A 25,310-nucleotide genomic window follows, 5' to 3' on the forward strand; every position below is an offset into this window, starting at 1 on the left:
GCAGCCGGCCGCCTCGGGTGAGGCTGCCGGAGAAAGCAACCGCTCGGGGAGACGCGACCCGTCCGGAGGACCTCGTGCCCGCACCGATACGGCGCCTCTTCGTGGCGCTCACGCTCTGCACCGCCCTGCTGGCCGGCGCCACGGCCTGCGGCACCGGCGAGACGGCCAGTACGCGGGACACCGCGGCGCTCCAGGCCGTCCCCGCCGCCGACACCCCCAGCCCGACGACGTCCGCGCAACGGCAGAAGTTCGCCAAGACCCGGTTCGTGGCCAACGCGGGTCTCGCGGCCGGCGCGACCTACCAGTGGATCGTGAAGCCCTGGAAGGCGGGCGCGTTCAAGAAGGGCGCCAAGGGCCGCAAGTCGGCTCTGGTGAAGGCCGGTCTGGCCGGTGCCTTCACCTACAACCGCCTCAAGGCGGCCCAGCGCAACGCCCAGGGCGACCCCGCGCTCGCCAAGGCACTCGCACCGCTCGGCTCGGGCATCGACGCGCTGAAGAACCTGCCGGCGAAGCTCCGCAACGGTGACGACGGCGCGGTCAACTCCTTCAACGACACGATCAACAAGGTCAAGGGCGCGGGCGCCAGTGCGGGTGCCCCGGTCAAGGACCAGGTGCCCTCTGCGTCCCAGCTCGCCAAGGGCAGCTAGACCCCTAGGAGTTCAGCTCCGCCAGCACCCTGAGCGTGTGCGGGTCCGGTGAGACGGCCAGCAGGTCGGTCACCGGGCCCGCGCGCCATGCCGCCAGCCGCTCGGCGATCCGCGCACGCGGCCCGACCAGCGAGATCTCGTCGGCGAAGGCGTCCGGCACGGCCAGCACGGCCTCCTCCCGCCGCCCGGCGAGGAACAGCTCCTGGATCCGCCGCGCCTGCCCCTCGTACCCCATACGGGCCATCAGATCGGCGTGGAAGTTGCGGGCCGCGTGCCCCATCCCGCCGATGTAGAAGCCGAGCATGGCCTTGACGGGCAGCAGCCCCTCGGCCACGTCGTCACACACCCGCACCTGGGCCAGCGGAGCCACCATGAACCCCTCGGGCAGCTTCCGCACGGCCTCCCCGTACACCTCGGGCCGGCTCGGCGCCCAGTACAGCGGCAGCCAGCCGTCGGCGATCCGCACCGTCTGCGCCACGTTCTTCGGCCCCTCGGCGCCGAGCAGCACGGGCAGATCGGGCCGCAGCGGATGCGTGATGGACTTCAGCGGCCGGCCGAGCCCGGTCGCGTCCGGCCCCCGGTAGGGCAGCGGATGGAACCGCCCGTCCACTTCCACCGGCCCCTGCCGCTGCAGCACCTGCCGTACGACGTCCACGTACTCCCGGGTCGCGGTCAGCGGCGACTTCGGGAACGGGCGGCCGTACCAGCCCTCCACCACCTGCGGCCCGGACAGGCCGAGGCCGAGCAGCACGCGTCCGCCGGAGAGGTGATCCAGGGTGAGGGCGTGCATCGCGGTGGCGGCCGGGGTACGGGCGGCCATCTGGGCAACGCCCGTACCCAGTCTGATCGTCGACGTCCGCGCCGCGATCCAGGTGAGCGGGGTGAAGGCGTCCGAGCCCCAGGACTCCGCCGTCCACACCGAGTCGTAGCCGAGCCGCTCCGCCTCGACGGCGAGCGGTACGTGCCGGGCGTCCGGCCCGCGTCCCCAGTACCCCAGTGCGAGCCCGAGCCGCATACACCACCTGCTTCCTGACGGAACGTCAGATAGCTGACCGGAAGCCGAGCGTACGACAACGGCCCCCCGCCCGGAAGGGCGAGGGGCCGTACGCCGTTGCTGCGCGAGGTCAGCCGCGCTGGATGCCGGAGGTGTCCTGGAGGACACCGCGGCGGCCGTCCTGGGTCTGCGCGATCAGCTGGGCACCGCGCTGCTCGACGGCCAAGTACCAGGTGCCCGGCGCCAGTTCGGCGATCGGGGTCGGCGAGCCGTCCTCCGCGAACAGCGGACGGGTCACCGGCACGGCGAACCAGAACGGCGAGAAGTCCGCAGCGGCCGGCTGAGCCGCCGCCGGAGCACCCTGCGCAGCCGGCTGCGGGGCCCCCTGCGCGGCCGGCTGCGGCTGCCCGAAGGGCTGACCCGGCTGCGGCTGGGCACCGTACGGCACCCCCGCGGCCGGGGCGCCCGGGTAGCCGTAACCGCCGGGCGGCTGGGCGCCGTAGGGCTGCGGGGCGGCCGGCTTCGGCGTCGGGAGCAGACCGGCCTGGAGCACCGGGACGAGCGGGGTGGCGATGGCCGCTCCGGCCATGACCAGCGTGGCGATCAGGGCGAGGATCAGGCCCATGCCCGCGTCCGGACCGTCGTTGGACGAACCGATGTTGTTCGCGCCGCCGGCCGGGTCGATGACATTGCCGAGGGCACCGAGCGCGGCGACGACGGTGAACGCGGTGCCGGCCTGGACGAGTTCCAGCCCGGCCACCTTGCGGGGCTGCGGCAGGCCTCGGCCGAGGACGACGAGCGCGGCACCGATGATCCCCGCGAACACGACGCCGAGCAGGACCGGTCCGCTCTCCCAGAGGTTGGGCATGTCGATGCCGCTGGCGCCATCGACGTTGTACGAGTAGTTGTCGAGGAACGACGCGATGAACAGCACCACCGCTGCTCCGATCACCACGCCGTCGCCTCTAGTGAGGGAGCGGATATTCACTTCAGGTCCTTCGTAGGTCGTCTCTCGTCGTCGGTAGACACTACCGTCCGCAAGATCCAGCCGTCCGGCCGTATCCACCCGCCGGTCACGACCCGCGCAGGAAACTCACGATTCCGTCAGAGATTCCTTGCGCCGCCCGCTGCCGCCAGGCGCCGCTGGTCAGCAGTGCCGCGTCCTTGCTATCGCGCATGTTGCCGCACTCGATGAACACCTTGGGAACCGTTGACAGATTGAGACCACCCAGGTCCGTACGTGTGACGAGACCGGTACCTTTGCCGACGTAGTTGGACGGCGGCTCACCGGTGTCGCGCACGAAGTTCCCGGCGACGCGCGTGCCCAGGTCGCGGGAGGGGCCGACGATGTTCCGGGTGTCGGCGGCACCGGCGTGCACGGACCCCGGCAGGATGACGTGGAAGCCCCGGTCGCCCTCCGCGGAGCCGTCGGCGTGGATGGAGATCGCCGCGTCGGCATGGGCGGCGTTCCCGAACCGGGCCCGCTCGTCCACACACGGCCCCCACGCCGGGCTGTCCCCGTCATGGGTCAGCTTCACCGTGGCGCCCTGCTTCTCCAGCAGCGTGCGCAGCCGGTGGGCGACGTCGAGGGTGAACCGGGCCTCGGTGTAACCGTCGTTGGTGGACGTCCCGGTGGTGTCGCACTCCTTCTTGTTCGTCCCGATGTCGACCTGGCGGTTGATCTCGGTGGCGTGCTGGAAGTTGCCGGGATTGTGCCCGGGGTCGATGACCACGACCTTGCCCGCCAGCGGCCCGGCCCCGCCGCCGGCCGCGGCCTTGCCGTCGTCGCCGGGGGAACCGTCGGGGGAGGCCGAGCGGACCGGCGGAGAGGCGGAGTAAGGGGAGTGCGGGGAGGCCGACGCGGCGGAGGCCGTACGGCCGGACGCCCCGTTCCCGCCCCCGACCGCCTCATACACCACCCAGCCGAGCAGCGCACCGGGCACCAGCGCGGCGAGCGCCACGGTCATGGGGCCGCGCCGGGGTCGGCGGGTCTGCGGGGGTTCGAATTCCGGGCCTGTGTACGACACGTCTGCGACTCTAACCGGGGCCTCAGATCCCCGCCCGCGTTCGGCGCAGGACACGGAGCGAACCGGTGACGGAGACCTCCTCGAACGCCCCGGACGCGAGAGCCCGCAGATACACCCGGTACGGCGCCTGTCCGGTGAACTCGTCCTCGGGCTCCGGGAAGACGTCGTGGATGACGAGGAAGCCCCCCTCGGCGACGTGCGGCGCCCAGCCCTCGTAGTCGGCGCCGGCGTGCTCGTCGGTGTGGCCGCCGTCGACGAAGACGAGGCCGAGCGGGGAGTTCCAGATCGCCGCGATCTGCGGGGAACGGCCCACGAGGGCGATCACGTGCTCCTCCAACCCCGCCTTGAACAGCGTGCGGCGGAACGTCGGCAGCGTGTCCATCAGCCCCACCTCGGGGTCCACGGTCGCCGGATCGTGGTAGTCCCACCCCGGCTGCTGCTCCTCACTGCCCCGGTGGTGATCGACGGTCAGCGCACCGACCCCGGCCGCCCGAGCCGCATCGGCGAGCAGCACGGTGGACCGCCCGCAGTACGTCCCGACCTCAAGCAACGGCAACCCCAGCCGCCCCGCCTCCACAGCCACCGCGTAGAGAGCCAGCCCCTCGTCCACGGGCATGAACCCCTTGGCCGCTTCGAACGCGGCCAGGATCTCGGGCTTGGGGGTGGTGGCGGCGGACATGGGGTCCTTCCGGTTCGTACGACGTTTCCGGCCACCCATGCTGCCGCACCCCCGGCCACTTGTGTGACCGGGGGTGCGTGCAACGCCCTGCTAGGCGCTCACAACCTCCCCCGGCAACGAAAGATCCAGCTCGACAGCCCGCTCCTCACCGGAATGCGTGGCGGAAGAGGCGAGCGGACCGTGCCCCGGCGCCTTCGCGGCCAGCACATACGCACCCGAGCCAGGTACTGCCAGGGCATACGTGCCGTCCGTCTCGGAGAGAGTCGCTCCGGCCTGCCGCCCCCGCCGGTCGATCAGCGTGACCTTGGCCCGCGCGACAGGAACACCGGAGGCGTCCAGAACCCGCCCGCGGAACCCCCGCAGCACCTCCTCGGCCTGCTCCAGCACGGCGTCCTCCTCACTGCTGGCCCGCAGTTGAACGTGCTGCTGAGCCGGCCGGCCGGCCTTCGGCAGGAACAGCGCCAGCAGCAGGCCCACCGCGACCGCGGCCGTGGCGATGAGGAAGGACACCCGGAAGCCGTGCATGGTCGGGATCGCGATGCCGCCCACGTTGTTCGCCGTGTTGGCCAGCACCATGCCGATGACGGCGCTCGACACCGACGTACCGATGGACCGCATCAGCGTGTTCAGGCCGTTGGCCGCGCCGGTCTCCGAGGCGGGCACGGCACCCACGATCAGCGCCGGCAGGGACGAGTAGGCGAGACCGATGCCCGCGCCGAGGACGACGGACGTGACGATGGTCTGCCAGGCCGCGTCCATCAGGCCGAGGCCGCCGCCGTAGCCGAGCGCGATGATCAGCAGGCCGAGGATCAGGGTGGTCTTCGGGCCGTAGCGGGCGGACAGGCGGGCGTAGACCGGAGCCGTGAACATCATCGTCAGGCCCAGCGGGGCCACGCACAGGCCCGCGACGACCATGGACTGGCCGAGGCCGTAGCCGGTGGCCTTCGGCAGCTGGAGCAGCTGGGGCAGGACGAGCGAGACGACGTAGAAGGCGACGCCGACCATGATCGACGCGAGGTTGGTGAAGAGGACGGCCGGGCGCGCGGTGGTGCGCAGGTCGACCAGGGGTGCCTCGACCCGCAGTTCGAACAGGCCCCACAGGACGAGGACGACGACCGCCGCGCCGAACAGGCCGAGCGTGGTGCCGGAGGACCAGCCCCAGTCGCTGCCCTTGGTGATCGGCAGCAGGAGCAGCACCAGGCCGGTGGACAGGCCGAGCGCGCCCACCAGGTCGAAGGAGCCCTCGGCGCGCATCGGCGACTCGGGTACGACGATCAGGGTGAGGGTGATGGCGATGACGCCGAGGCCGGCGGCGCCGTAGAAGAGGGCGTGCCAGTTCGTGTGCTGCGCGACCAGTGCGGCGGCGGGCAGCGCGAGACCGCCGCCGACGCCGATGGAGGAGCTCATCAGGGCCATGGCCGAGCCGAGCTTCTCGCGGGGCAGCATGTCGCGCATGAGGCCGATGCCGAGCGGGATCGCGCCCATGGCGAAGCCCTGCAGCGTACGGCCGACGATCATGGTGAGCAGCTGGCTGGTGAGCGCGCTGACCAGGGCACCGACCACCATGACGGCGAGGCTGAGGATCAGCATCCGCCGCTTGCCGTACAGGTCGCCGAGGCGGCCCATGATCGGGGTGGCGACGGCGCCGGACAGCAGGGTCGAGGTCAGTACCCAGGTGGCGTTGCTGGGGGCGGTGCTCAGCAGCTGCGGCAGGTCCTTGATGACCGGCACGAGCAGCGTCTGCATCACCGCGACGACGATGCCCGCGAAGGCGAGCACGGGCACTACGGCCCCGCTCGCCCTCCGGGCCGGCTGGTCGGTCGTCGTGTGGGTCATTGAGTCGAGGCCTCCCCGTCGGAATAAGTGCTCGGTAAACCTCGTATGCACAGGCAACTATTCCGTTGCTTCGAGCCCCTAACGAATCCTTGACCCGCTCATGGGTTTCTGACTCGGCGTCAGGTCTGGTGAGTTTATGTAACGCGTTCTAATCTGACGCGCCATGAAGGCCTACGTCGCCGGGGTCGGGATGACCAGGTTCGAGAAGCCCGAGACCCGTTCATGGCAGTACTGGGACATGGCGCGGGAGGCGGGCAGGGCGGCCCTCGCGGACGCCGGGATCTCGTACGCGGACGTGGAACAGGTTCCCGTCGGCTACTGCTTCCAGCCCTCCACCGCCGGCCAGCGGGCGGTGTACGAGCTCGGGCTCACCGGGATCCCCGTGTACAACGTCAACAACAACTGCGCGACCGGCGCCACCGCCCTGATGCTTGCCCGGCAGCTCGTCGAGGGCGGCGCCTGTGACTGCGTGCTGGCGCTGGGCTTCGAGAAGATGAAGAAGGGCGCGCTGGGGGGTGGGGCGGACGGGGGTGACTTCTCGGCATCCCCGGTGGCCCGGCACTACGCCGTCATGGCCGCCCGGCACGGCTTCGAACCGGCCCCGCCGACCGCGCAGATCTTCGGCGACGCGGCCCGCGAGCACATGGAGCGGTACGGCACGACGGAGGCGCAGCTCGCCGCCGTCGCCGCCAAGAACCACCGGCACTCCGCGCACAACCCGTACGCGCAGTTCCGGGACGTGTACGAGGTGGCCGACATCCTGTCCGCGCGGATGGTGCACCGGCCGCTGACCAAGCTCCAGTGCTCGCCGACCTCGGACGGCGCGGCGGCCGCTGTCGTGGTGTCGCGGCGGTTCGCCGACGAGCGCGGGCTGTCCGGGCTGGTGGAGATCGCCGGGCAGGCCATGGCCACGGACACCGAGGAGTCCTTCGCGTCCGGCTCCTGTATCGACGTCGTCGGACAGCCGATGTCGCGGGAGGCGGCCGGCCGGGCGTACGAGCTGTCCGGGCTCGGCATCGAGGACGTCGACGTGATCGAGCTGCACGACTGCTTCTCCGTCAACGAGCTGCTGACGTACGAGGCGCTCGGCATGTGCGAGACGGGGGAGTCCGGGAAGCTGGTCGAGTCGGGCGCGACGACGTACGGCGGCCGCTGGGTGGTGAACCCGTCCGGCGGACTGATCTCCAAGGGCCACCCGCTGGGCGCGACCGGCCTCGCCCAGACCGCCGAACTGGTCTGGCAGCTGCGCGGCGAGGCGGGGGAGCGGCAGGTGCCCGGGGCGCGAGTGGGGCTCGCGCACAACATCGGGCTGGGCGGGGCGGCGGTGGTGACGCTGCTGCGGGGGCTGTAGGGGAGGGGGCTGAGGGGGTGTGGGGCGGCGGCTGTCCGCGCCTCACAGCCACCCCTGCTGCCGGGCCTCGCGTACGGCCTCCGCCCGGTTCCGGGTGCCGGTCTTGCCGATGGCGGAGGACAGGTAGTTCCGGACCGTGGACTCGGACAGGTGCAGCCGGCCGGCGATGTCGGCGACGGTCGCCCCGTCCACCGACGCCTTCAGCACGTCGCACTCACGGGCCGTCAGCGGATTCGGCCCGGCGCTGAGCGCGGCGGCGGCGAGCGCGGGGTCGACCACGGTCTCACCGGTGAGCACGCGCCGGACGGCCTCGGCCAGTTCCTCCACGGGTCCGTCCTTGACGAGGAACCCGGCCGCCCCGGCCTCCATGGCCCGGCGCAGATAGCCGGGCCGGCCGAAGGTGGTGAGGATGAGCACCCGGCAGTCGGGCGCCTGCTCGCGCAGCTCGGCCGCCGCGTCCAGCCCGCTGGCGCCCGGCAGTTCGATGTCCAGCAGGGCCACGTCCGGCCGGTGCAGCAGCGCCGCTTCGACGATCGCGTCACCCCGGGAGACCTGGGCGACGACCTCGATGTCGTCCTCCATGCCGAGGAGCAGCGCGAGGGCCCCTCGCATCATCCCCTGGTCCTCGGCGAGCAGGACCCGGATGCACGTGGCGGGCCTGCCGTCCCGGGGCATCTCGTTCATGGGCTCAGGGTACGGCCGCCCACGTGACGCGTGCGGGGCGGTGCGGGAGCGGTCTGTGAGGCGGCTGTTCGCCGATTAAAGAATCGGCATTGTCCCGTGCGGCGGGGGTTGACGGCCTCGAGTGGCACCCAAACAATCGCCTCTGCTTTTCCAGAAATCGCTGCCAAATTCCGCAGTCGAATGGGTTCGGTATTTCGGTCGAACATTGTCCGAGATTCCGAACATGAGCTGCCCTACGACGAACCGAGGTGCACCTTGCCCCCCAGAACCCCCCGCCCCCGGCGCCTGAGAAGCGCCGTGCTGTCCGTGTTCGCCGTCTGCGCCACCCTCGTCGCGCTGCTGCTCGGCACCGGCGCGCCCCAGGCGGCCGCCGCGGGTTCGCTGCCCTGTGACGTCTACGCCGCCGCCGGCACCCCCTGCGTCGCCGCGCACAGCATGGTCCGGGCGCTGTACTCCTCGTACAACGGCTCGCTGTACCAGGTGAAGCGGGCCTCGGACAGCGCCACCAAGGACATCGGTCTGCTGGCCGCCGGCGGATACGCCGACGCGGCCGCCCAGGACTCCTTCTGCTCCGGCACGACCTGCATCATCACCAAGATCTACGACCAGTCCTCGCGCCACAACGACCTCACCGTCGAGGGCGCCGGCGGGGCCGGGGCGGCCGATGTGGGGGCGCCCGCGGACGCCCTGCCGGTGACCGTCGGCGGGCACCAGGTCTACGGCCTGGAGATATCCGCCGGGATGGGCTACCGCAACGACTCCACCTCGGGTGTCGCCACCAACGGCGCCGCCGAGGGGATGTACATGGTGACCTCCGGCACGCACGTCAACGGCGCCTGCTGCTTCGACTACGGCAACGCCGAGACCAACAACAAGGACACCGGCAACGGGCACATGGACGCCATCAACTTCGGCACCGAGTGCTGGTTCGCGCCCTGCTACGGCTCCGGCCCCTGGGTGCAGGCCGACCTGGAGAACGGGCTGTTCCAGTCCGACGCCGGCTACAGCAAGAACTCCTCCAACACCGGCACGGGCGCGCTGCCGTTCGTGACCGCGCTGCTCAAGAACAACGGGCAGAATCATTTCGCACTCAAATGGGGAAATGCCCAATCCGGCGGGCTCACGACCACCTATTCCGGCGGTGAGCCGACCACGAGCGGCTACTCTCCGATGCACCAGGAGGGTGCCATCGTCCTCGGCACCGGCGGTGACAACAGCAACGGCTCCATCGGGTCCTTCTTCGAGGGCGTGATGACCTCCGGCATCCCGACGGACGCCGCCGACGACTCCGTCCAGTCGAACATCGTCTCCGTCGGCTACGGCGGCGCGACCGGCAGCACCGGCACGCTGAACGCCGGCTCGGAGATCTCCCTGCGCGCGACCACGTCCTGCTGCACCAGCGACTACGTCCGGCACCAGAACAACGCCGGTGTCCTCTCCTCCATCACCTCCAGCAGCTCCAGCCTGGACAAGAACGACGCCACCTGGATCGTCCGCAAGGGCCTCGCCGACGCTTCCTGCGTCTCCTTCGAGTCGCGCAACTACCCTGGCGACTACCTGCGCCACTACAACTTCAAGATCTACCGGCAGCCCATGGACGGCACCGCCCAGTTCCGGGCGGACGCCACCTTCTGCCCGACGACCGGCAAGAGCGGTACCGGCACCTCGTTCGCGTCGTACAACTACCCGACGAAATACCTGCGCCACTACGACTACAACCTCTATGTAGCGAGCGACGGCGGGTCCAACGCCTGGGACAGCAGCACGTCCTGGACCGACGACGTCAGCTGGGCGGTCAGCTCGCCCTGGGCGCCGTAGCCGCAGCCGTCACCACCGTGTCCGCGAACTCCGCCGACTCCACCGGGAGTTCGGCGGAGACCGTGAAGCCGCCGCGCGGCGACGGGCCGGCCGTCAGCGAGCCGCCCGCCGCCGCGAGGCGCTCGGTCAGCCCCTTCAGGCCCGTGCCGCCGATGCCCTCCCGGGGCCGGCTGACCGGCTCACCGGTGCCGTTGTCGGTGACGGTGAGCCGGGCCTGTTCGGTACCGCTCTCGACGGTGATCTCGCAGCGGCTCGCGTCACTGTGCCGGACCACGTTGGTGACCGCCTCGCGCACCACCCAGCCGAGCAGCGCCTCGGTCTGCGGGGCCAGCGGCGTGCCGGACTGCCGGATCACCGGCTCCACGCTCGCCGCGGACAGCGCCGAGCGGGCCCGGGTCAGCTCGGTGGCGAGGCTCCCCTCGCGGTAGCCGGTCACCGCCTCGCGGATCTCGGTGAGCGCCTGCCGGCCCACCGACTCGATGTCCGCGATCTGCCCCAGCGCCGCGTCCATGTTCCGCGGGGCAAGCCGCCGGGCCGCCTCCGACTTCACCACGATCACCGACAGCGTGTGCCCCAGCAGATCGTGCAGATCCCGCGAGAACCGCAGCCGCTCCTTCTCCACCGCCCGCCGGGCCAGTTCCTCGCGCGCGGCCCGCAGTTCCCGCACCGCCTCGGACAGACCGAGGATCGCGGCGGTCACCATGCTGGACAGGAAGGTGGCGTAGCCGATGTTCGCCGCATCGTTCCAGCCACCGCGCAGGCCGGAGATCGCGGCCGCGTACGCGGCGAGCAGCAGGCCCGTACGGCCCAGCCAGGGGCCGCGCAGGGTGGCACCCGTGGCCAGGCCCAGCAGCGGGAAGAACATCAGCCAGTTGCCGCCGTACCCGAGGGCCAGGCCTGTGGTCAGCAGGCCCATCAGCAGCAGGGCGACCCGTGTGGAGACGGCCTCGCGCTTGTCCCGGTCGAAGGAGCGGAACGTGATGTAGATGTACAGGGAGTTGAAGAGGAACAGACCCAGGCCGCCGATCAGGGGGTTCGGGGTCTTGCCCTGGAGGAGATTGGAGAAGGAGCCCATCCCCATCAGCAGCCAGGGCAGCAGCGCGAAGCCGGTGGGCGGCGGGCCCGGGTGGTCGACGTCCGGGGCCCCGCCCTTCTCCCGGGCGGCCCGCTGCGCGGCCTTGAACCGCTCGTGCTCCGCCTTCCACTCGATCCGCGCCGTCTGCCAGGCCCGTGCCTGGCACCGCACTCTGCTCCACACCGTCATGCCCGTATGTCCCCCGATCAGATGGTCCCCGCCCTGCGGCGGTACGACAGCACAGCGTACGAACCGAACAGTCCCAGCCACACCGTCAGCACGATGATGGCACCGGCCCCGGGAGCGTGCCCGTCCGAGACGGCGGTGCCCAGCTCGGCGAACCGGCGGGTCGGGGTGTACGCCGACAGGGCGCGCAGCCAGCCCGGGAACAGGCTGACCGGGAACCACAGACCGCCGAGCACCGAGAGCCCCAGGCTGAGGAGCATGTTGGCGACACCGGTCGCGGGCCCCGTCAGCCGGTAGCCGTTGCCGAGGCCGAGCAGCGTGAACGGCAGGGAGCCGAGCCATAGCAGCAGCACCAGCGCGGCCCACTGCCAGGCCGCCAGCCGCACCCCGTTGACCAGACCGCCCGCCGCGAGCACGGCGACGATCGCGGGCAGCACCGTCACCGCGCCGGTCAGCGTCCGTCCCTGCACCACCTCGCGCGGGGTCATCGGGGTCACGCGCAGCTGCCGCAGCCAGCCGACGGCGCGGTCCTCGGCCACCGCTCCGCCGGTGTTCAGCGCGCAGCCCACGGCGCCGTAGGCCGCCATGCCGACCATCCCCGCGGTGCGCCAGCCGGTGTCGGCTCCGCCGAGGTTCGTGAACAGCAGGTACATCATCACCGGCATGGCGATTCCGCCGATGACGAAGCCCGTGTCGCGCAGGGTGCGGCGGATTTCGAGGCGTACGTAGGCGAGCATCAGCGGGGCTCCAAGTCGTGGGATTCGGTGAGGGTTTCGGGGCCGGCCGCCGTCAGTGCCAGGAACGAGTCGTCCAGCGAAGCCGGAGTCACCTCCAGCCCCCTGATCGCCCCCAGCTCCGCCAGCGCGATCACCGTCGCGTCCGAGTCGTCCGTGCGCAGGAGGGCCCTGCCGTCCTGTACGTCCACCGAGCGGACCCCGGGCAGCAGGGCGAGGGAATCCGGGTCCCGTCCCGCCAGGTCGATGCCGACCAGGTTGCCGCCCGCCGCGCGGCGCAGGTCCTCGCCCGTGCCGTCGGCGACGATCCGGCCCCGGTCGAGGATCACGATGCGGTCGGCGTGGGCGTCGGCCTCCTCCAGGTAGTGCGTGGAGAACAGCACGGTGTGGCCGCGTCGGGCGTAGGCGCGCATGGAGTCCCAGAAGGCGTGCCGGGCCTCCACGTCCAGCGCCGCCGTCGGCTCGTCCAGCACCAGCAGCGCCGGATCCCCGGCCAGCGCGAGCGCGAACCGCACCCGCTGAACCTGCCCTCCGGACAGCCGGTCCACCCTGCGCCCGGCCAGGCCCGCGATCCCGGCCAGCTCCAGCGCCCGCGCCACCGGCATCGGCGCCGGGTAGCGGGAGGCGACGAAGGTCACCAGCTCGCCCACCGTGACTCGGGGCACCGGCCGCGCGTCCTGGAGCATCGCGCCCACCCGTCCCGCCCGCACCGACCGCTCCGGCGGCGCCCCGAACAGCTCCACGGCGCCCGCGTCGGGCTCGTACAGCCCGAGCAGCAGCCCGATCGTGGTGGACTTTCCGGCGCCGTTGCGGCCGAGCAGGGCCACGGTCTCGCCGGGCGCGATGTCCAGGTCCACCCCGTCCACCGCGCGCACCGCGCCGTACGTCCTGACCGCCCCCGTGAAGGAGACGGCGCTTCCCCGTTGTCCCCGTTGTCCCCGTTGTTGTCCCCGTTGTGTCATGCCTACGACGCTACGAGCCCGGCCCCGCCTCCGGCAGATGCGCATGTACGGACTCGGGCAGTACAAATGTCACTGCCGAGCGAACCTGACACAGTGTCAGGAGCCTTCACAAGTCAGGAGCGCTCGGCTATACAGGGGGCGCCGGACTGGAACGCGTTCTAGATCCCGCCCGTGGACGACCTCGGTGCGGCCGACGGTGCGGACGTCCGCACCGAGGTCTTGAGACCCTGCAGGAGCCGTATGCCCATCGACGCAAGCCGAGCCCTCGCGGCCGAACCCCGGACCGGCGAGATCTCCTGGACCACCAAGGACGTGCAGCTCTACCACCTGGGCATCGGCGCCGGCATCCCCGCCACCGATCCCGACGAGCTGCGCTACACCCTGGAGTCCCGGCTGCACGTCCTGCCCAGCTTCGCCACCGTCGCGGGCGCCGGCTCGCCCGGCGTGATCAGCGGACTGTCCATGCCGGGCGTGCAGGTCGATCTCGCCAGGGTCCTGCACGGCGGGCAGAGCCTGGAGATCCACCGGCCGATCCCCGCCCAGGGCACCGCCACCGCCACCGGGCGCATCGCCGCCGTGTACGACAAGGGCAAGGCGGCCGTCCTGGTCATGCGCACCGAGGTCGCCGACGCCGACGGCCCGCTGTGGACCAACGACGCCCAGATCTTCGTACGCGGGGAGGGCGGCTGGGGTGGCGACCGCGGCCCTTCCACACGCCTCGAACCGCCCGCCGGTGAGCCCGACCGGACCGTCGAACGGCACATCCGCGAGGACCAGGCCCTGCTCTACCGCCTCTCCGGCGACTGGAACCCGCTGCACGCCGACCCCGACTTCGCCAAGCGCGCCGGGTTCGACCGGCCCATCCTGCACGGGCTGTGCACCTACGGCATCACGCTCAAGGCGGTCGTGGACACGCTGCTCGGCGGGGACGTGAGCCGGGTGCGGTCGTACGCCACCCGGTTCGCCGGGGTCGTGTTCCCGGGGGAGACCCTGCGCATCCGCATGTGGCAGGGGGAGGGGGGTGCCGTCCGGGTGGCCGTGAGCGCCGTCGAGCGGGAGGACGCGCCCGTCCTCGCCGACACCGTCGTCCAGCACTCCTGATCCAGACCGTAGTCGAGGGGAGAGCCGCACCATGCGCGCAGCCGTACTGCACGAGATCGGCCAGGAAAAGCTCGACGTCCACGATGATGTCGAGGCCGTGGGCTTCGGGCCCGGCAAGGTCAGGGTCCGGGTGCGCGCCACCGGGCTGTGCCACTCCGACCTGTCCGCGATGAGCGGGGTGCTGCCGCAGCCCGCGCCGTTCGTGCCCGGCCATGAGGGCGCGGGCGAGATCCTCGAAGTCGGGGACGGGGTACGGGGCTTGAAGCCCGGGGACCGGGTGGTGATCTGCTGGCTGCCCGCCTGCGGCGCCTGTCCGGCCTGCAAGCGCGGCCAGACCCAGCTGTGCCTGGCCGGGTTCATGAACGCCGGCACCCCCAACTTCAGGCGGACGGCCGGTGATGTCTTCGGCTTCGCGGGCACCGGCACCTTCGCCGAGGAGGTCGTGGTCGACGCCGGCTGTGCCGTGCCCATCCCCGAGGACGTGCCCTTCGACATCGCCGCCTTGATCGGCTGCGGGGTCACGACGGGACTCGGTGCCGCGCTCAACACCGCAGATGTGCAGGCCGGTTCGTCCGTGGCCGTCATCGGGTGCGGTGGCGTCGGCATCTCGGCGGTGCAGGGTGCGCGGCTGAAGGGCGCCGCCGAGATCGTCGCCGTGGACCCGGTCGCCTCCCGCCGCGACGCCGCCCTCAGGTTCGGTGCCACGAAGGCCGTCTCACCCGATGAACTGGCCGACGCCAAGCAGCAGGTCACCGGCGGCGAGGGCTTCGACTACGTCTTCGAGGTCGTCGGGAAGTCCGCCACCGCCCGCACGGCCTACGAGCACACCCGGCGCGGCGGCACCCTCGTCGTGGTCGGCGCCGGCGCCCTGGACGACTTCCTCCAGCTCAACATGTTCGAGCTGTTCTTCGACGAGAAACGCATCCTGCCGTCCATGTACGGCGGCGGGGACGTGCTGCGCTCCTACGAACGCGCGATCGCCCTGTGGCGGGCGGGCCGGATCGACCTCGCGGGCCTGATCACCCACCGGGTGCCGCTGGCGGAGATCAACGAGGCACTGGACCAGATGCGTACCGGGACCGCCCTGCGTACGTGCATCGAGATCTGAGAGACCCGAGGACTTTCACCGATGTCACTGCCACTGGAGGGGATGGCGGCCGTCGTCACCGGCGCGGGGCGCGGGCTCGGCCGGGCCGAGGCCCTCGAACTCGCCCGGCTCGGCGCGGCCGTCGTCGTCAACGACTACGGACAACCCGGCCGGGACGGCTCCGGCGCGGCCTCGGCCGGGCCCGCCGAGGACGTCGTCGCCGAGATACGGGCCCGGGGCGGCCGGGCGCTCGCCCACACCGGGGACGTCGCCGACTTCGAACAGGCCGGGGAACTCGTCGAGTCCGCCATCGCCGAGTACGGCAAGCTCGACATCCTCGTCAACAACGCGGGCATCCTGCGCGACCGCATGGTCTTCTCCATGACCGAGGACGAGTGGGACTCGGTGATCCGGGTGCACCTCAAGGGCCACTTCAACACCACCCACTTCGCCGCCGCGCACTGGCGGGAGCGGTCCAAGGCGGCCGGCGGGGAGAGGGTCTACGGGCGGATCGTGAACACCTCCTCGGAGGCGTTCCTGGCCGGTTCCGCCGGACAGCCCAACTACGCCGCCGCGAAGGGCGGCATCGTCGGCCTGACCACCTCCACCGCCCTCGCCCTGGCCAAGTACGGCGTCACGGCCAACGCGATCTGCCCGCGCGCCCGCACCCGGATGACCGCGGACGTCTTCGCCGGCTTCCAGGAACCGGACGAGGAGCGGCTGGACCCGCTGGCCCCCGAGCACGTCGCCCCGCTCGTCGGCTATCTGGCCGCACCGGCCGCCGCCCGCGTCAACGGCCAGCTCCTCGTCGTACACGGCGGCATGGTCGCGATCGTCGAACGGCCGCGGGTGCGGGCCAAGTTCGACAGCAAGCAGGAGACCTTCACCTACGACGAGCTCGACGCGCTGCTCACCCCGCACTACGCGGACCGGCCGCCGGGGGAGACGTTCGCGGCGGCGGAGGTGCTGGGACTCAAGCGGAGCTGAGACACGAAAAGAGGGGGTGCCCCGTGGGCACCCCCTCTTCGTCCATGACCGTCAGGCGGCCATTTCGGCGCTCTCCGCGGCCGGCTTGCGGTGCTTGCCGTGCGGAGCCGTCTCACTCTCCTGGGCCGAGACCTGGCCCCGGTGCCGGCCGTGGCCGGACGCGTCCTGAGAGTCGGCAGACAGCTGCTCGTTGGTGCTGGTGTCGCTCATCGGAAGAATTCACCCCGTCAACATGATCTTTCGTACAGCCCGGCGAGTGTAACCGGCACACCACGGGCCGAATCCAGGCGCACACGCCAACCGGCACTAGTTCGTTACAAGACGCCCCAGCGGTGCCTGCTGCAAGGGCACCGGACGTGCCATCACGGGCTCCGGAGACAGCGGAGGCTGCGGTTCCACAGGTTCCGGAGGGTCCGGTTCCGTCGGCTCCGGTGACGCTTCGGGCGCCCCGGCAGCCGTGCCGTCCCGGACCGGACCCTCCGGACCCGCCTCCCCCGGGGCCACGGCCGTACCGCTTCCCGCGGCCCCCGCACCCCCCGTCTCCCCCCAGGGCGCCGTCAGCTCCGCCACGCCGCACGGAGTCTCCTCCGTGGCGTACGGCAGCCGCAGCACCCCGTCCCGCGTCCACAGCCCGGCGCCGGTCAGCCAGCCCGCGGGCGCCGGGAAGTGGCTCACCTGCCGCCCGGCCGGCCGCCAGACGCCCACCCAGCTGCCGAGCGGCCCGTCGACGCGCAGCGCCACCGCGCAGTTCTCCGGCATCAGCACCTGCCCCGGCTGGATCGCGAACGGTGTCACCGCGCAGTCCGGCAGCCGCAGGGACTCCGGGAAGCGCACCGGCAGCGTGCTGCCGAGGACACCCCAGCCCAATCGTTCCTGCCCCGGCGAGGGTGCGTCCGAGGAGATGAGCAGCAGCCCGCTGTCGGGGTCGGCGAGCAGCAGCCGGTCGTCGCTCGCGGGCGTGATCTGCAGCAGGGGCGAGACAACCGCGCGCTCCAGATCCACCACGACCGCCTTCACCGGGCCGCCGGCCGGCTCCCGGTCCAGCGCCAGCATCCGCCCGGCGCGATCCAGCCACACCCCGCCCGAGCAGCGCCCCGGCACCTCGGCGAGCCGCTCGGGACCGAAGGCGCCGCCCGCCACCAGCCAGACCGTGCTGGAGCGCGGGCCGACGGCGAGGGCGTAGGCCCGCGTGCCCTCCGGCGCGGGCGGCAGCAGCGTGAGCCGGGTGCCGGGCTCGGGGCACTCCACCGCGCCCAGCGGCAGCTCGCCGGTGCCGGGCCCGGTCGGGTACAGCAGCGAGAAGGCGTGCCGCCGCTCGATCAGCCGGTGGATGAGCACCCGGCCGTCGGCCAGCGGCTGCACCTCCGTGCCGGGCTCCTCCGGCTGGTTGCCGGGCAGCGGCACCGCGTACGGCTCGGGGCCGTCCAGCGTCCAGCGCTCCGGGAACCAGCAGTCGCCGGCGGGCGCGAGCCGGGCGGCGTACGCCCCGTCGGCCGTGAGGGCGCATCCGCTCCCTCCGCTCCCTCCGTCGTCCGCGCCGGTGGACGGGGATTCGATCGCACAGGCCGTCATCGTTCGGTCACCTCCGGCGACGAAGCTAGTTTTCGCACGCACAGGCGTGGGACCGGCCCTGCCCGCTTCACACATACGGGTGGCGCAGAAGCGATTCACCTGAGGAAACCGGGGCGATTGTGCTGAGCGGGGCCAGACCTGACGGATGCGGTGTGGCGCCGCCGAACAGCCAGGTAGCCTTTGCTGCGTGCCCCGTCTGTCTGAAGTCATCGCCGCGCTGGAGACCCTGTGGCCCGCCGAGCGGGCCGAGTCCTGGGACGCGGTCGGCACGGTCGTGGGCGACCCCGGCCAGGAGGTCACCCGGGTCCTGTTCGCCGTCGACCCCGTCCAGGAGATCGTCGACGAGGCGCTGAAGCTCGGCGCCGACCTGCTGGTCACCCACCACCCGCTCTATCTGCGGGGTACGACGACGGTGGCGGCGAGCCACTTCAAGGGCCGCGTCGTGCACACGCTGATCAAGAACGACATCGCGTTGCACGTGGCCCACACGAATGCCGACACCGCGGACCCGGGTGTCTCGGACGCCCTCGCCGGCGCGCTGGACCTGCGGGTCGTACGCCCCCTCGTCCCGGACCCGACCGACCCGGCCGGCCGCCGGGGCCTGGGCCGGATCTGCGAGCTGGACCACCCCCTGACCGTCCGCGAGCTGGCCGCCCGCGCCGCCGAGCGGCTGCCCGCCACCGCGCAGGGCATCCGGGTGGCCGGCGACCCCGAGGCCCTCGTCCGCACGGTCGCCGTCAGCGGCGGCTCCGGCGACAGCCTCTTCGACCAGGTCCGCGCGGCCGGCGTCGACGCCTTCCTCACGGCCGACCTGCGCCACCACCCGGCGAGCGAGGCCGTCGCCCAGAGCCCCCTCGCGCTGCTCGACGCGGCGCACTGGGCCACCGAGTGGCCCTGGTGCGAGCTGGCCGCGAGCCAGCTCGACGAGATCTCCGACCGCCACGGCTGGGACCTGCGCGTCCACGTCTCCACGACGGTCACCGACCCCTGGACCGCCCACGCGGCGTCCACCACCCCGAGCAACTAACAGGAGCCCCCAACTGAACGCCGCGCCCGCCGACCAGATCCGCCTCCTCGACGTCCAGGCCCTCGACGTCCGCCTCCAGCAGCTCGCGCACAAGCGGAAGTCGCTGCCCGAGCACGCCGAGATCGACGCGCTGAACAAGGACCTCACGCAGCTGCGCGACCTGCTGGTGGCCGCGCAGACCGAGGAGAGCGACACCGCCCGCGAGCAGACCAAGGCCGAGCAGGACGTGGACCAGGTGCGCCAGCGCGCCGCCCGCGACCAGCAGCGCCTGGACTCCGGCGCGGTCACCTCGCCGAAGGACCTGTCCAACCTCCAGCACGAGATCGCCTCCCTCGCCAAGCGCCAGGGTGACCTGGAGGACGTGGTCCTGGAGGTCATGGAGCGCCGCGAGGCCGCGCAGGAGCGGGTGACGGAGCTGACCGAGCGGGTCGCGTCGGTGCAGTCGAAGATCGACGACGCGACCGCCCGCCGGGCCGCCGCCTTCGAGGAGATCGACGGCGAGGTGGCCACGGTGACGAAGGAACGCGAGGTCGTGGCGGGTTCTGTGCCCGCTGATCTGCTGAAGCTCTACGACAAGCTGCGCGAGCAGCAGGGCGGCATCGGCGCGGCCAAGCTGTACGCCCGCACCTGCCAGGGCTGCCGCCAGGAGCTGGCCATCACCGAGCTGAACGAGATCCGCGCGGCCGCGCCGGACACCGTCGTACGCTGCGAGAACTGCCGCCGCATCCTGGTGCGTACGGCCGAGTCGGGTCTGTAAGAGTCGTAAGGGGCTTGTGGGGTGCGGGAGTTCATCGTCGAGGCGGACGGCGGGTCGCGAGGCAACCCCGGGCCGGCCGGTTACGGCGCCGTGGTCACCGACGCGGCGACGGGGGAGATCCTGGCGGAGGAGGCCGAGTACCTCGGCGTCGTGACCAACAACGTCGCCGAGTACCGCGGTCTCCTGGCCGGCCTGCGCGCCGCCCACGCCCTCGATCCGACGGCCACGGTCCGCGTCCGCATGGACTCCAAGCTGGTCGTCGAGCAGATGTCGGGCCGCTGGAAGATCAAACACCCCGACATGAAGCCCCTGGCCACCCAGTCCCGCTCGATCTTCCCCCCGGACCAGGTCACCTACGAGTGGATCCCGAGGGAACAGAACAAGCACGCGGACCGCTTGGCCAACGAGGCGATGGACGCGGGGGCGAAGGGCGAGCCGTGGTCCCCGCCCGCATCCCGAGCCGCGGCCGCAGCGTCGGACAGCGGCAAGCCCGCCGCAGCTGCGGGCAGTCGTGCCGCTGGGGCGGCACGGGTGGGCGCAGCGGCACCTCCCAGCGAGCAGCGCCTGAAAACCCCGAACGAGCAGCAGCTTTCCGGCGCCGGCGGGGAAACCCCGAACGAGCAGCAGCCTTCCAGTGCCGGCGGGGAAACCCTGGACGAGCAGCGACTTTCCAGTGCCCCCGGCTGGAGCAGCGCCCCAGACCTCGGCGCCCCCGCCACCTTCGTGCTGCTCCGCCACGGCGAAACCCCCCTGACCCCCCAGAAGCGCTTCTCGGGCAGCGGCGGCACCGACCCCTCCCTCTCCGAGGCCGGCCGCGAGCAGGCCCGCCGGGTCGCGGAGGCGCTCGCGCGGCGCGGGACCATCCAGACCATCCTCGCCTCCCCCCTCACCCGCACCCGCGAGACCGCCGGCGTCGTCGCCGCCCGCCTGGGCCTGGACGTGACGATCGAGGACGGCCTGCGCGAGACGGACTTCGGCGCCTGGGAGGGACTCACCTTCGGCGAGGTCCGCGACCGCTACCCGGACGATCTGAACGCCTGGCTCGCCGACCCGGAGGCCCACCCCACCGGCGGCGGCGAGAGCTTCGCCGAGACGGCCACCAGACTCGCCGTCACCCGGGACAAGCTGATCGCCGCGTACGCGGGCCGCACGGTGCTGCTCGTCACCCACGTCACCCCGATCAAGACCCTGGTCCGGCTCGCCCTCGGTGCCCCGCCCGAGTCCCTGTTCCGCATGGAGCTGTCGGCGGCCTCCCTGTCGGCGGTGGCGTACTACGCCGACGGCAACGCCAGTGTCCGGCTCTTCAACGACACGTCCCACCTGCGTCCCTGACCCCGCCGAGCCGCGCGGCGCTCCGCGCCAGCTCCTCGATCCGCGGCCAGTCCCCGGCGGCCACCGCGTCCGCCGGGATCATCCAACTCCCGCCCACACACCCGACGTTGGGCAGCGAAAGGTATTCCGGTGCGGTCGCCGGACCGATCCCGCCCGTGGGGCAGAAACGAGCCTGCGGCAACGGCCCGGCCAGCGACCTCAGATACGCCGTACCGCCCGCCGCCTGCGCCGGGAAGAATTTCATCTCCCGCACCCCGCGCTCCAGCAGCGCGACGACCTCCGAGGCGGTCGACACCCCGGGCAGGAACGGCACCCCCGACCCGCGCATGGCCGCCAGCAGCCCCTGCGTCCACCCGGGGCTGACCAGGAACCGCGCCCCCGCCGCCGTACACGCGCCGACCTGTTCCGGCGTGAGCACCGTGCCCGCGCCGACCACCGCCGACGGCACCTCGTCGGCGATCGCGCGGATCGCGTCCAGCGCCGCCGGCGTCCGCAGCGTCACCTCGATCGCGGGCAGCCCGCCCGCCACCAGGGCCCGCGCCAGCGGTACGGCGTCGGCGGCGGCGGAGACGACCACCACGGGGACTACGGGTGCGAGATCCAGTGCGGAGGCAGCCGAGGGCGAGGGCAGCGGTGAGGTCATGCCCTCATCGTGCCCAGCCGCTCCATTGTGTGCAATGAGCGTTGCGCATGTTGCAATGCATCCTGCGAGCGCTCCGAGCGAACGTCAGTGGATCTCCTCCACCAGCACATCCAGCGACCACGCCGTGCCCGCCTTCCGCGGCGCCTCCGCCTCCACGACGTACCCCAGGTCCCGCAGCACCGCCACCAGCTCGGCGGGGTCCTTCGGCGCGGCGCCGGCCGTCAGCAGGGCGCGCACCATCCGGCCCTTGGTCGCCTTGTTGAAGTGGCTGACCACCTTCCGGGTCGGCGCGTGCAGCACCCGTACCGTCGCCGTCCGCCCCGCGACCTCGCCCTTCGGCTTCCAGGCCGCCGCGTACGCCGCCGACCGCAGGTCCAGGACCAGGCCGGCCCTGGCCGCCTCGGGCAGCACCTCGGCCATCGGCGCCCGCCAGTGCGCGCCCAGCGCGCCGAGGCCGGGCAGCTTCACGCCCATCGAGCAACGGTAGGAGGGGATCCGGTCCGTCACGCGCACAGCGCCCCACAGACCGGAGAAGACCAGCAGCGAGCGCGCCGCCCGCCGCTTCGCCGCCGTGTCCAGCGTGGCCAGGCCGAGGGCGTCGTAGAGCACACCGGTGTAGATCTCCCCGGCCGGGCGGGCGCCCGCCGCCGGCAGGCCGGCGTTCTTCGCGACCTCGCCGCGCAGCCCCTCGCTCAGCCCCAGCACCTCGCGCGCCTTCTCCTCGTCCCCGGCGCACAGCTCGACGAGCTCGGTGAGCACCGCCTCCCGTGCAGCGGTCAGCCCGGGCAGCGACAGGGACTCCAGCTTCAGCGGGACACCCGCGCCCGAGTTCGCCTTGCCTTCGGACGGCGGCAGCAGGACCAGCACCACATACTCCTCACCTAGGGGGTGTCGTTCGGATCATCCTGGCGTCCACAAGGCACCGTTCGTCACGGCCAAGCTGATCCGAACGACACCCCCTGGACCTCCGCGACAGCGTACGGCGTGCCGGGCCCCCGGCCGCGACCTACGCTCGCTGTATGCCCCGCCGCACGATCCGCGTGACCGGTGCCCCCGAGGCCCCGCTCCGGGCCGCGCTCGCCGCGCTGCGCGCCGAGCTCGGCGTCCCGGGCGCGTTCCCGCCCGAGGTGCTGGAGGAGGCCGAGCGGGCGGCGAAGGCCCCGGCGCTGCCGTCGTACGACGCCACCGACATCCCCTTCTTCACCCTCGACCCCCCGGCCTCCACCGACCTCGACCAGGCAGCCCATCTCTCCCGGCGCCGCACCGGCTACCGGGTCCGGTACGCCATCGCCGACGTCGCCGCCTTCGTCGCACCCGGCGGCGCGCTGGACGCGGAGGCGCACCGGCGGGTCGACACCCTGTACTTCCCGGACGGGAAGGTCCCGCTGCACCCCGTCGTGCTCAGCGAGGGCGCCGCCAGCCTGCTGCCGGACCAGGTGCGCCTGGCGGTGCTGTGGACGCTCGACCTGGACGCGGACGGCGGGACCGTCGCCGTGGACGTGCGCCGCGCCCTGGTCCGCAGCCGCGCCAAACTCGACTACGCGGGCGTGCAGAAGGCGATCGAGACCGGGACCGCGGAGGAGCCCGTCGCGCTGCTGAGAGAGATCGGCGAGGCCCGGGAACGGCTGGAGGCGGCACGCGGTGGCATCTCGCTGAACGTGCCCGAGCAGGAGATCACCGCCCAGGACCACACCTACGTCCTCGGCTACCGCGCCCCGCTGCCCGCCGACGGCTGGAACGCCCAGCTCTCCCTGCTCACCGGCATGGCCGCCGCCGAGCTGATGCTCACCCACGGCACCGGAGTGCTGCGCACCCTCCCGGCGGCCCCCGACGGCGCCGTCGCCCGCCTTCGCCGTACCGCCGTAGCCCTGCACATCGACTGGCCGCACCATGTGTCCTACGCGGCCCTGATCCGCTCCCTGGACCCGCACACCCCGCGGCACGCGGCCTTCCTCCAGGAGTGCACGACCCTGCTGCGCGGCGCCGGCTACACCGTCTTCCGGGGCGGCGACCTGCCCGCGATCACCACGCACGCCGCCGTCGCCGCTCCCTACACCCACTGCACGGCCCCCCTGCGCCGTCTGGCGGACCGGTACTCCTCGGAGATCTGCCTCGCGGCCGTCGCCGGGCAGGCCGTGCCCGACTGGGTGCTCGCCGGCCTCGACGCGCTGCCCCGGCGGATGGCCGAGGGCGCCCGCATCGCCGGGACGGTCGAGCGGGAGTGCATCGACCTTGTGGAGGCGGCCCTGCTCAAGGACCGGATCGGGGAGGTCTTCGAGGGGTGCGTGGTGGACGTCGAGGAGCGTCAACCGTCCGTCGGCACCGTGCAGTTGCTGTCACCGGCGGTCATCGGGCGGATCGAGGGCGACCACCTCCCGCTCGGCGAACGCCTGCGGGTACGGCTCGTCCGGGCCGAACCGGCGGCCGGCTCCGGGGCGGCGAAGATCCTGTTCACGGCCGCGTGAGCGCCTGGACGAGGGCGCCCGGGTCGTCGGCGTGCAGCCGTACGACACTCACGTCCCTGCGCCGGCCGAGCAGCGTCAAGTGACGGACGGGCTCGGTGAGTTCGAGGGTGACCGAGGTCTGCGAGCCGACCGCGAGATCCAGCGCGCCCTCGGCCGGCGTGTGCGTCATCCGGGTCTCGCGGCGTACGGCGCCGATCGCGGACAGCGGGATCCGCAGGTCCACGTGGGCGCCGTAGCGCACCCGGAGCGCGTCCGGTGTCACCACGTGCGGGCGGACCACGCAGGCTGCGTACACGCCGACGACGAGCAGCACGGTGTAGACGTCCAGCACCAGCAGCACGTCGTGCGCGGTGGGCATGTCGCGCAGCATGAAGGAGACGCCGACCGTCTCGACCACGCACACGAACGCCAGCCCGAACATCGTCGCGCCCTGTCCCCGCGCATACCCGAACGCCCGCCCGCCCGCGGTCCCTTGGGTACGCCGACCCAGCCACAGGGCGAGGCTGGCGTAGAGCCGCAGCTCGTGCCCGGCGAGCCGCCTCAGTTTCTCCACCATGCTCAACTCCCTTCCTCTGAAAGGATATTCAACGCACACCGGGAGCTTGGATTCCGCGTCCTTGCCGCCCTCGCCGTTCTAGATGTAGTCACTAAAAGTTTTGGGCGGCTATAGTTTTCATATGAACGACGAACGTGCGCGTGACGACGAGCTCCCCCTGCGCGAGCGTAAGAAGCGGGAGACGCGACAGCGGATCTCGGACATCGCCACGGGCCTGTTCGCCGAGCGCGGTTTCGACGCGGTGACGGTCGCCGAGGTCGCGCGGGCGGCCGGGGTGTCCCCCATGACGGTCTTCAACTACTTCCCGCGCAAAGAGGACCTGTTCCTCGACCGCATCCCGCAGGCCGCCGAACTCTTCGCCGCCGCCGTGCACGACCGCGCGCCCGACGAGTCCCCGCTCACGGCCCTGCGCCGCCTGGCGCTGCGACTCCTGGACGAGGGACACCCGCTGAGCGGCGTGGGGGAGCGGTTCCCGCGCTTCTACCGGATCGTCCTCGCCTCCCCGTCCCTGCGCGCCCGCGCCCGCGAGTGCGTGGAGGAGGTGGAACGGGCGCTGGCCGCCGCCCTCGCCGCGGCGGGTACGGCGGATCCGCAGCTCCTGGCCGCCCTGACCGTGGCCGCCTACCGCACGGTCTTCGTCACCTCCGCGCGCCGCCTGCTGGCCGGCGACCCCGTGGCCGAGGTGGCCCGGGACCACCGGGCACGGCTGGCGACGGCGTTCACGGCCCTGGAGCGGGCGGAGGGGACGGCCTCCGGCGGCTGACGATGCGGTCACCGGCACCTGGGTCCT

The 25,310-nt window shown here is 72.3% G+C and carries 25 protein-coding genes; 11 read left to right on the forward strand and 14 right to left on the reverse strand.

Annotated elements, in window-relative coordinates:
• Positions 1 to 74: 74 nt before the first annotated feature.
• Positions 75 to 647: a hypothetical protein gene (locus O1G22_RS29465; RefSeq protein ID WP_270084084.1), complete on the forward strand. Its 573-nt coding sequence runs from the start codon at positions 75 to 77 to the stop codon at positions 645 to 647.
• A gap of 4 nt (positions 648 to 651) precedes the next feature.
• Here the strand turns inward: O1G22_RS29465 and O1G22_RS29470 are convergent, their stop codons facing one another.
• From O1G22_RS29470 to O1G22_RS29490, 5 genes are all read right to left on the reverse strand, one after another.
• Positions 652 to 1,662 (reverse strand): LLM class F420-dependent oxidoreductase, encoded by a 1,011-nt coding sequence (locus tag O1G22_RS29470; RefSeq protein ID WP_270084085.1) that lies wholly within the window; start codon positions 1,660 to 1,662, stop codon positions 652 to 654.
• A 109-nt stretch (positions 1,663 to 1,771) separates the two neighbouring features.
• On the reverse strand, positions 1,772 to 2,629 hold the full coding sequence (locus tag O1G22_RS29475; protein ID WP_270084086.1) for a DUF5336 domain-containing protein: 858 nt from the start codon (positions 2,627 to 2,629) through the stop codon (positions 1,772 to 1,774).
• A gap of 85 nt (positions 2,630 to 2,714) precedes the next feature.
• The gene (locus O1G22_RS29480) at positions 2,715 to 3,668 is read right to left on the reverse strand and encodes an N-acetylmuramoyl-L-alanine amidase (protein WP_270084087.1); all 954 of its coding nucleotides are present in this window, start codon (positions 3,666 to 3,668) and stop codon (positions 2,715 to 2,717) included.
• 22 nt (positions 3,669 to 3,690) lie between these two features.
• Entirely contained in the window at positions 3,691 to 4,347 is a 657-nt protein-coding gene (locus tag O1G22_RS29485) for a class I SAM-dependent methyltransferase (RefSeq protein ID WP_270084088.1), read from the reverse strand.
• Positions 4,348 to 4,437: 90 nt separating this feature from the next.
• Positions 4,438 to 6,183, reverse strand: coding sequence for an MFS transporter (locus tag O1G22_RS29490; protein ID WP_225097054.1), 1,746 nt, complete (start codon positions 6,181 to 6,183; stop codon positions 4,438 to 4,440).
• A gap of 163 nt (positions 6,184 to 6,346) precedes the next feature.
• Between O1G22_RS29490 and O1G22_RS29495 the strand changes: the two genes are divergently transcribed.
• Positions 6,347 to 7,534, forward strand: coding sequence for a lipid-transfer protein (locus O1G22_RS29495; protein ID WP_270084089.1), 1,188 nt, complete (start codon positions 6,347 to 6,349; stop codon positions 7,532 to 7,534).
• Between the two features lie 42 nt (positions 7,535 to 7,576).
• Here the strand turns inward: O1G22_RS29495 and O1G22_RS29500 are convergent, their stop codons facing one another.
• The gene (locus tag O1G22_RS29500; protein ID WP_487416683.1) at positions 7,577 to 8,218 is read right to left on the reverse strand and encodes a response regulator; all 642 of its coding nucleotides are present in this window, start codon (positions 8,216 to 8,218) and stop codon (positions 7,577 to 7,579) included.
• Positions 8,219 to 8,518: 300 nt separating this feature from the next.
• On the opposite strand from O1G22_RS29500, the gene O1G22_RS29505 reads away from it, so the two are divergent.
• A complete protein-coding gene (locus tag O1G22_RS29505) occupies positions 8,519 to 10,036 on the forward strand; it encodes an alpha-L-arabinofuranosidase B (RefSeq protein WP_428986517.1) in 1,518 nt (505 codons plus the stop codon).
• On the opposite strand, the gene O1G22_RS29510 is transcribed toward O1G22_RS29505, so the two are convergent.
• From O1G22_RS29510 to O1G22_RS29520, 3 genes are read right to left on the reverse strand one after another with little or no spacing between them, the layout of a single operon-like run.
• Positions 10,014 to 11,300, reverse strand: coding sequence for a sensor histidine kinase (locus O1G22_RS29510; protein ID WP_270084091.1), 1,287 nt, complete (start codon positions 11,298 to 11,300; stop codon positions 10,014 to 10,016). The genes O1G22_RS29505 and O1G22_RS29510 overlap by 23 nt on opposite strands.
• Positions 11,301 to 11,317: 17 nt before the next feature.
• Positions 11,318 to 12,034: an ABC transporter permease gene (locus O1G22_RS29515; protein ID WP_270084092.1), complete on the reverse strand. Its 717-nt coding sequence runs from the start codon at positions 12,032 to 12,034 to the stop codon at positions 11,318 to 11,320.
• Positions 12,034 to 12,993: an ABC transporter ATP-binding protein gene (locus tag O1G22_RS29520; protein WP_270084093.1), complete on the reverse strand. Its 960-nt coding sequence runs from the start codon at positions 12,991 to 12,993 to the stop codon at positions 12,034 to 12,036. The genes O1G22_RS29515 and O1G22_RS29520 overlap by 1 nt, the downstream gene beginning before the upstream one ends.
• Before the next feature lie 240 nt (positions 12,994 to 13,233).
• Here O1G22_RS29520 and O1G22_RS29525 point away from each other — a divergent pair, with 240 nt between their 5' ends.
• Genes O1G22_RS29525 through O1G22_RS29535 form a run of 3 tightly spaced genes read left to right on the forward strand, consistent with a single transcriptional unit; the run spans position 13,234 to position 16,168 of the window.
• A complete protein-coding gene (locus O1G22_RS29525; RefSeq protein WP_270084094.1) occupies positions 13,234 to 14,094 on the forward strand; it encodes a MaoC/PaaZ C-terminal domain-containing protein in 861 nt (286 codons plus the stop codon).
• A gap of 31 nt (positions 14,095 to 14,125) precedes the next feature.
• Positions 14,126 to 15,202, forward strand: a complete 1,077-nt coding sequence (locus O1G22_RS29530; RefSeq protein ID WP_270084095.1) for a Zn-dependent alcohol dehydrogenase — start codon at positions 14,126 to 14,128, stop codon at positions 15,200 to 15,202.
• Between the two features lie 21 nt (positions 15,203 to 15,223).
• Complete coding sequence (locus O1G22_RS29535) at positions 15,224 to 16,168, forward strand: 3-oxoacyl-ACP reductase (RefSeq protein WP_270084096.1); 945 nt, start codon at positions 15,224 to 15,226, stop codon at positions 16,166 to 16,168.
• Positions 16,169 to 16,219: 51 nt separating this feature from the next.
• Here O1G22_RS29535 and O1G22_RS29540 read toward each other — a convergent pair whose 3' ends face one another.
• Together O1G22_RS29540 and O1G22_RS29545 are read right to left on the reverse strand one after the other, a co-directional pair.
• Complete coding sequence (locus O1G22_RS29540; RefSeq protein WP_225097062.1) at positions 16,220 to 16,378, reverse strand: hypothetical protein; 159 nt, start codon at positions 16,376 to 16,378, stop codon at positions 16,220 to 16,222.
• Positions 16,379 to 16,474: 96 nt separating this feature from the next.
• Positions 16,475 to 17,740 carry a hypothetical protein gene (locus O1G22_RS29545; RefSeq protein WP_270084097.1) on the reverse strand — a complete coding sequence of 422 codons (1,266 nt, stop codon included), beginning with the start codon at positions 17,738 to 17,740 and terminating at the stop codon, positions 16,475 to 16,477.
• A 187-nt stretch (positions 17,741 to 17,927) separates the two neighbouring features.
• On the opposite strand from O1G22_RS29545, the gene O1G22_RS29550 reads away from it, so the two are divergent.
• The 3 genes from O1G22_RS29550 to O1G22_RS29560 are packed head-to-tail and all read left to right on the forward strand — an operon-like array spanning position 17,928 to position 20,856.
• The gene (locus O1G22_RS29550; protein ID WP_270084098.1) at positions 17,928 to 18,767 is read left to right on the forward strand and encodes a Nif3-like dinuclear metal center hexameric protein; all 840 of its coding nucleotides are present in this window, start codon (positions 17,928 to 17,930) and stop codon (positions 18,765 to 18,767) included.
• A 13-nt stretch (positions 18,768 to 18,780) separates the two neighbouring features.
• Positions 18,781 to 19,524: a zinc ribbon domain-containing protein gene (locus O1G22_RS29555; RefSeq protein WP_333492487.1), complete on the forward strand. Its 744-nt coding sequence runs from the start codon at positions 18,781 to 18,783 to the stop codon at positions 19,522 to 19,524.
• Positions 19,525 to 19,545: 21 nt separating this feature from the next.
• A complete protein-coding gene (locus O1G22_RS29560; RefSeq protein WP_270084100.1) occupies positions 19,546 to 20,856 on the forward strand; it encodes a bifunctional RNase H/acid phosphatase in 1,311 nt (436 codons plus the stop codon).
• On the opposite strand, the gene eda is transcribed toward O1G22_RS29560, so the two are convergent.
• Together eda and yaaA are read right to left on the reverse strand one after the other, a co-directional pair.
• A complete protein-coding gene (gene eda, locus O1G22_RS29565; protein WP_270084101.1) occupies positions 20,828 to 21,499 on the reverse strand; it encodes a bifunctional 4-hydroxy-2-oxoglutarate aldolase/2-dehydro-3-deoxy-phosphogluconate aldolase in 672 nt (223 codons plus the stop codon). The genes O1G22_RS29560 and eda overlap by 29 nt on opposite strands.
• 84 nt (positions 21,500 to 21,583) lie before the next feature.
• Positions 21,584 to 22,366 (reverse strand): peroxide stress protein YaaA, encoded by a 783-nt coding sequence (gene yaaA, locus O1G22_RS29570; RefSeq protein ID WP_270084102.1) that lies wholly within the window; start codon positions 22,364 to 22,366, stop codon positions 21,584 to 21,586.
• Between the two features lie 152 nt (positions 22,367 to 22,518).
• Here yaaA and O1G22_RS29575 point away from each other — a divergent pair, with 152 nt between their 5' ends.
• A complete protein-coding gene (locus O1G22_RS29575) occupies positions 22,519 to 23,964 on the forward strand; it encodes an RNB domain-containing ribonuclease (RefSeq protein WP_270084103.1) in 1,446 nt (481 codons plus the stop codon).
• Here the strand turns inward: O1G22_RS29575 and O1G22_RS29580 are convergent.
• The gene (locus O1G22_RS29580; protein WP_270084104.1) at positions 23,951 to 24,520 is read right to left on the reverse strand and encodes a hypothetical protein; all 570 of its coding nucleotides are present in this window, start codon (positions 24,518 to 24,520) and stop codon (positions 23,951 to 23,953) included. The genes O1G22_RS29575 and O1G22_RS29580 overlap by 14 nt on opposite strands.
• A gap of 121 nt (positions 24,521 to 24,641) precedes the next feature.
• Here O1G22_RS29580 and O1G22_RS29585 point away from each other — a divergent pair, with 121 nt between their 5' ends.
• Positions 24,642 to 25,283, forward strand: a complete 642-nt coding sequence (locus O1G22_RS29585) for a TetR/AcrR family transcriptional regulator (RefSeq protein WP_270084105.1) — start codon at positions 24,642 to 24,644, stop codon at positions 25,281 to 25,283.
• Positions 25,284 to 25,310: the final 27 nt, after the last annotated feature.

Origin of the sequence: Streptomyces camelliae (genome assembly GCF_027625935.1) — a bacterium.
GTDB classification, from domain to species: Bacteria; Actinomycetota; Actinomycetes; order Streptomycetales; family Streptomycetaceae; genus Streptomyces; species Streptomyces camelliae.

Excerpts from the sequence above, each read along its gene's own strand:
- O1G22_RS29470 (WP_270084085.1), bottom strand. The coding sequence starts at position 1,662 with ATGCGGCTCGGGCTCGCACTGGGGTACTGGGGACGCGGGCCGGACGCC.
- O1G22_RS29485 (WP_270084088.1), bottom strand. The coding sequence starts at position 4,347 with ATGTCCGCCGCCACCACCCCCAAGCCCGAGATCCTGGCCGCGTTCGAA.
- O1G22_RS29490 (WP_225097054.1), bottom strand. The coding sequence starts at position 6,183 with ATGACCCACACGACGACCGACCAGCCGGCCCGGAGGGCGAGCGGGGCC.
- O1G22_RS29495 (WP_270084089.1), top strand. The coding sequence starts at position 6,347 with ATGAAGGCCTACGTCGCCGGGGTCGGGATGACCAGGTTCGAGAAGCCC.
- O1G22_RS29500 (WP_487416683.1), bottom strand. The coding sequence starts at position 8,218 with ATGAACGAGATGCCCCGGGACGGCAGGCCCGCCACGTGCATCCGGGTC.
- O1G22_RS29510 (WP_270084091.1), bottom strand. The coding sequence starts at position 11,300 with ATGACGGTGTGGAGCAGAGTGCGGTGCCAGGCACGGGCCTGGCAGACG.
- O1G22_RS29515 (WP_270084092.1), bottom strand. The coding sequence starts at position 12,034 with ATGCTCGCCTACGTACGCCTCGAAATCCGCCGCACCCTGCGCGACACG.
- O1G22_RS29520 (WP_270084093.1), bottom strand. The coding sequence starts at position 12,993 with ATGACACAACGGGGACAACAACGGGGACAACGGGGACAACGGGGAAGC.
- O1G22_RS29525 (WP_270084094.1), top strand. The coding sequence starts at position 13,234 with ATGCCCATCGACGCAAGCCGAGCCCTCGCGGCCGAACCCCGGACCGGC.
- O1G22_RS29530 (WP_270084095.1), top strand. The coding sequence starts at position 14,126 with ATGCGCGCAGCCGTACTGCACGAGATCGGCCAGGAAAAGCTCGACGTC.
- O1G22_RS29535 (WP_270084096.1), top strand. The coding sequence starts at position 15,224 with ATGTCACTGCCACTGGAGGGGATGGCGGCCGTCGTCACCGGCGCGGGG.
- O1G22_RS29540 (WP_225097062.1), bottom strand. The coding sequence starts at position 16,378 with ATGAGCGACACCAGCACCAACGAGCAGCTGTCTGCCGACTCTCAGGAC.
- O1G22_RS29545 (WP_270084097.1), bottom strand. The coding sequence starts at position 17,740 with ATGACGGCCTGTGCGATCGAATCCCCGTCCACCGGCGCGGACGACGGA.
- eda (WP_270084101.1), bottom strand. The coding sequence starts at position 21,499 with ATGACCTCACCGCTGCCCTCGCCCTCGGCTGCCTCCGCACTGGATCTC.
- O1G22_RS29575 (WP_270084103.1), top strand. The coding sequence starts at position 22,519 with ATGCCCCGCCGCACGATCCGCGTGACCGGTGCCCCCGAGGCCCCGCTC.
- O1G22_RS29580 (WP_270084104.1), bottom strand. The coding sequence starts at position 24,520 with ATGGTGGAGAAACTGAGGCGGCTCGCCGGGCACGAGCTGCGGCTCTAC.
- O1G22_RS29585 (WP_270084105.1), top strand. The coding sequence starts at position 24,642 with ATGAACGACGAACGTGCGCGTGACGACGAGCTCCCCCTGCGCGAGCGT.